General features: G+C 43.4%; 5 protein-coding genes. 4 read left to right on the forward strand and 1 reads right to left on the reverse strand.

Annotated features, from left to right (window positions below; all coding sequences use genetic code 11):
* The 4 genes from trpB to aroF all read left to right on the forward strand — a co-directional run.
* On the forward strand, positions 1-850 hold an 850-nt coding region (gene trpB, locus B3763_RS02140), incomplete at its 5' end, for a tryptophan synthase subunit beta (RefSeq protein WP_286743152.1).
* A 265-nt stretch (positions 851-1,115) separates the two neighbouring features.
* Entirely contained in the window at positions 1,116-1,889 is a 774-nt protein-coding gene (gene trpA, locus B3763_RS02145; RefSeq protein ID WP_286743163.1) for a tryptophan synthase subunit alpha, read from the forward strand.
* A complete protein-coding gene (locus tag B3763_RS02150) occupies positions 1,873-2,427 on the forward strand; it encodes a hypothetical protein (protein WP_189630756.1) in 555 nt (184 codons plus the stop codon). Before trpA ends, B3763_RS02150 begins: the two co-directional genes overlap by 17 nt.
* 37 nt (positions 2,428-2,464) lie before the next feature.
* A complete protein-coding gene (gene aroF / locus B3763_RS02155) occupies positions 2,465-3,478 on the forward strand; it encodes a 3-deoxy-7-phosphoheptulonate synthase (RefSeq protein WP_286743155.1) in 1,014 nt (337 codons plus the stop codon).
* Between the two features lie 162 nt (positions 3,479-3,640).
* On the opposite strand, the gene B3763_RS02160 is transcribed toward aroF, so the two are convergent.
* The gene (locus tag B3763_RS02160) at positions 3,641-4,180 is read right to left on the reverse strand and encodes an acyl-CoA thioesterase (RefSeq protein ID WP_286743157.1); all 540 of its coding nucleotides are present in this window, start codon (positions 4,178-4,180) and stop codon (positions 3,641-3,643) included.
* Positions 4,181-4,366 lie beyond the last annotated feature (186 nt).

Consider the following 4,366-nt stretch of genomic DNA (forward strand, 5'->3'; position numbering starts at 1 on the left):
AACTGGAGCAGGTCAACATGGTGTGGCTACGGCTACGGTTTGTGCGCTGATGGGTGTGGAGTGCATCGTATATATGGGTGAGGTAGATATGGCGCGTCAAAAGCCAAATGTGGAGCGTATGCGTATTCTGGGAGCGGAGGTTCGTCCTGCAACCAGCGGAAGCAAAACACTCAAAGATGCCACTAATGAAGCCATGCGTCATTGGATCAACAACCCAACCGACACACACTACATCATCGGTTCTGTAGTTGGACCGCACCCTTATCCAGAAATGGTTGCCAGATTTCAGTCGGTTATCAGTGCAGAAATCAGAACCCAGTTGAAGGAGAAAGAGGGCACTGAATTACCAAACTACGTAGTCGCTTGTGTGGGCGGAGGTAGCAATGCTGCAGGAGCCTTCTACAACTATTATGACGATGAAGAGGTGGCCTTAGTAGCCGTTGAAGCAGCTGGTTTGGGTAATACCACTGGTAAAAGTGCTGCTACGACTACGCTGGGTAAGCCGGGCATTTTGCACGGAAGTAAAACGCTTCTCATGCAGACAGAAGATGGTCAGGTGGTTGAGCCTTATTCAATCTCTGCCGGACTAGATTATCCGGGAATTGGTCCCGTGCATGCGCATCTGTTCGAAACAGGTAGAGCAACTTTCTACAGTGTAACTGATGAAGAAGCCATGAAAGCAGGGATTCAACTTAGCCGACTGGAGGGAATTATTCCGGCTATTGAATCGGCCCATGCCTTTGCAGCCCTAAATCAGATGTCATTGAAATCAGATGATCTCGTTGTGGTCAACCTTTCCGGTAGAGGAGACAAGGATTTGGAGACTTATATTAAATGGGGGAAGTATTAAACGAATACTAAGTATTGAGTACAGAGTACTGAGACAGCCTAGTGAATTTATTTGGTTTTGTGAACACCATTGGCTCCTTCTCTATTTGGAGAAGGCGGGGGATGAGGCCAAATAAAAAATATTCACAAAACAAATGAATGAACTGAGTTAGAGAATAGACTAAATAAAGAACGTCACCCTGAACTTGTTTCAGGGTCTGCAAATTGGAAGATGCTGAAACAAGTTCAGCATGACGAATCAAAAAGAGATAGTGAGCAAAGCAGAAATGAATCGAATAGAAAAACTTTTTCAGACCAAGCCTAACCGCGTGCTGAATGTGTACTTCACGGCTGGTTACCCTAAGCTGGATGATACAGTGAGCATACTCAAGGCTCTGGAGGCATCTGGTGCTGACCTGATCGAAATAGGCATTCCGTTTTCCGATCCGGTAGCCGATGGGCCAACCATTCAGGCTAGCAATGATGTGGCGCTGAGCAATGGCATGACTCTGAAACTCCTGATGGAGCAACTGAAGGACATCCGAAACCAGGTGAGTGTGCCGATTGTACTGATGGGTTATATCAACCCGATAGTGCAATATGGAATCGAGCGCTTTTGTGAAGACTGTGCCGCACGCGGAATTGATGGTCTCATTCTACCTGACTTGCCAATGCATGAGTATTTGGAAGTATACAAACCAATCTTTGAAAAGAATGGCTTGCTGAACACCTTCCTCATCACTCCCCAGACTTCAGAAGCCCGGATCAGAGAGATTGACAACAACACCAGCGGATTCATTTACATGGTTTCTTCTGCTAGTACAACAGGTGCAAAAAGCGGCATTTCGGAAGAACAGGAAGCTTACTTCAAACGAGTTAATGGAATGGGACTGAAGAACCCTCGATTGATTGGCTTTGGTATTTCCAATAAAGAAACCTTCGACAAAGCCTGTGAAAACGCCAATGGAGCCATTATTGGCAGTGCGTTTATTAAGGTGCTGGGGCTGGAAGGAGATATGGAAGCCAACATTAATGAATTCGTCAATGGAGTTATTCGTTAATCGTTATTGGTTAATATCACTTCTAGTATTGCCAGTTTTAGGTGCTTGTTCAGACTCTCAAATCATTGATTATGGTGAGTTCGAGATTGAGGTGCCTCTCGATTGGAAGACTGTATCAATACAAGGTATTGATAGTGACGTAGGAGGGCTGATTACTTCTGAAGGTGATACTTTAATATATGACTTAGGTTGGTATACTTTTGATCCTGAAGAAGAAGACGTTGAATTTCAATATAACCTTGTGTATTTGGAGGGTCTGAAGGCTAATGAAGAAGTCGATATTGATTCCTTATACGAAAGAAGGATCGATATAAAGCATTCTTATGAAACGGCAGAAATTGATTGCTTTAAAGCCAAATTAGTTATGCCATTAGATAGTCTTGGGCTTTTCACTGGAGTGTTCATTGATAGCTTGAGTGTTTCTGATGGAGGTGTAACCAAGTTTGGTTTTTATGGAACTGACTTGGATAAGAGGATTCAACAAGAGTTTATTTCAGCTATAAGAAGCATTTCTTTTAAAAATTTCTGTAAAAAGTAGACGATCAACGATCAGCCAATAACGAATAACCAAAATCATGATTATACAATTCGAACAAGACATAAACGAGAGCCAGAAAGAAGCGATCATTAACCGCATTAAAGGTCTTAAATACAAGCCAACCGAGGTGAAAACCCAAAAGGGAACGTACCTGATTGGTATTGGCAAGAAGAATTTCGATATCCGATCCATTGGTTCAATGGATGGAATTAAGGACATCCACATTGTTTCGGATGACTACAAACTCGTTTCGAAAAAGTGGAAGGTCAATCATACGACCATCGACTTAGGTGGGGGAGTAAAGATTGAGGAAGGTGGTTTTCAGATTATGGCCGGACCTTGCTCCATTGAGGGTGAGGAGCAGATCAGGAAAACCATTGCTCACCTGAAGGAAAATGGCGTGTCTATCATGCGTGGAGGTGTGTTCAAGCCGAGAAGTTCTCCCTATGCTTTCCGTGGAATGGGCATTGACGGCCTGAAACTATGGTATGAACTAGCCAAAGAAGCCGGAATTAAGATTGTCACTGAGGTAATGCAGGTTTCTCAGATTGAAGAAATGGATCCTTATGTCGATATCTACCAAGTGGGAGCACGGAATACCCAGAACTTTAACTTACTGGACGAATTAGGTAAGAACACCGACAAGCCTGTGATGATCAAGCGAGGTATTTCTGGAACTATCGATGAGCTTTTGTACTCTGCCGAATATGTGTTCTCAGCAGGCAATGAGCGCCTTTTGCTTTGCGAAAGAGGTATCAGAACCTACGAGAAAGCTACGCGAAATACAATGGATTTGAATGCGATTGCTGTACTCAAGGAAAAAACCCATCTGCCCGTAATTGCCGATCCATCGCACGGAATCGGTATTCGTGATTTTGTGGAGCCAATCGCTTTAGCCAGCATTATGGCCGGAGCCGATGGAGTAATCTACGAAACCCATGAAAAACCGGAAGAGGCCTATTCAGACGGTCAGCAAACTTTGAACTTCCCTGAATCCGCCAAGCTGATTGATCGGATGAAGAAGACTTTTGCCTTGAGGGAGAGTTTTTAAAAACTGGTATTGAGCCTGCCTGCCGGTAGGCAGGTATTGCGTAGAGCGTATTGAGACTATTTCGGAACGTCACCCTGAACCAGTTTGCCGACAGGCAGGCTTGTTTCAGGGTCTTTCTAATGGTAGATGCTGAAATAAATTCAGCATGACGAAGTAATACTTTTATAGCTCAATTCGAGCATTATGCTCTTTAATCAGCTCTAAATACTCGTCTGCCACAAACTTTTCAGGGGTAAAGCTTTTCACTCTTTTCTTGGACTGTTCTTGTCGGGTTATGCTTCGGGCAAAGCGCCTGATTCCATCAAGATCATTAAGAATTAGTCCTGGAACTTCAACGTTTTTACCGTCTCCTCCTTTAGCTACCATGGTAAAGTAAGAAGAGTTGCAATGCTTAGTCACTCCAGTTTGGATGTTTTCCGATTCAACCCTAACACCAATCACCATAGATGTGCGTCCTGTATAATTGATTGAGGCTTTTAGTGTGACCAATTCACCTACTTCGATTGGATTCAAGAAATCCACACGGTTTACCGATGCCGTTACACAATACTGTCCGGAATGCTTAGAAGCACAGGCAAAAGCCACCTGGTCCATTAGATTGAGAATGTAGCCTCCGTGAATTTTACCACTGAAATTGGAGTGGGAGGGAAGCATTAATTGAGAAAGTGTGATTTGCGATTCGGAGATGGTTTTAAAAGACATAGAATGGTTCAAAGTTTAATGTTTAATCTGAGTTCGATGTAAGTAAGTAGTAAAATATCCCCTCTTAGGACGTCATTGCGGAATTTTTCTGTGAATACTTCACATACGCAAAGGAAAATATCCGTAATCTCATTTAGGCTCTGTTGAGATACCGGATAAAACAGCCCTTTTTGAGAGTTTAAGGCC

This window comes from Roseivirga sp. UBA1976 (assembly GCF_002336325.1).
In the GTDB taxonomy this organism is placed as follows: domain Bacteria; phylum Bacteroidota; class Bacteroidia; order Cytophagales; family Cyclobacteriaceae; genus Roseivirga; species Roseivirga thermotolerans.